A 315-nucleotide genomic window follows, 5' to 3' on the forward strand; every position below is an offset into this window, starting at 1 on the left:
AAAAATGATATGAGGGCTCTGAGTAAGATAAGTTCGGTATTTAAAAAAGTAAAAGGTGGGTATTAAAAGGGATGGGATTTCCATTAGAATCCATCCGATTCTGTTTGACAACATAAGCCCCCAACCTTTTCTGGCATGCCTTCCGTAGGGTGCAGAAATCTTTAGTAAAATTACAAAAATGAAGGCAGAAAAAGCAATCCAGCACCAAACGATGAAATTAAAGGTATCTATGCTCTTTAAACCATCTATATGTGTCATTTAAGGTCTCCTCTATAGGCCTTGGCTTATAGCCCAAATCTTTTTCTGCTTTTTTTC

At 36.8% G+C, this 315-nt stretch carries 1 protein-coding gene; it reads right to left on the reverse strand.

Translation table 11 applies throughout. The features are described 5' to 3' along the window. A partial coding sequence (locus tag QMD82_07255) for a hypothetical protein (GenBank protein ID MDI6851711.1) occupies positions 1-258 on the reverse strand: 258 nt, incomplete at its 3' end. Between the last annotated feature and the right edge of the window lie 57 nt (positions 259-315).

Source organism: bacterium, from assembly GCA_030019025.1.
GTDB lineage: Bacteria > Hydrothermota > Hydrothermia > UBA1063 > UBA1063 > UBA1063.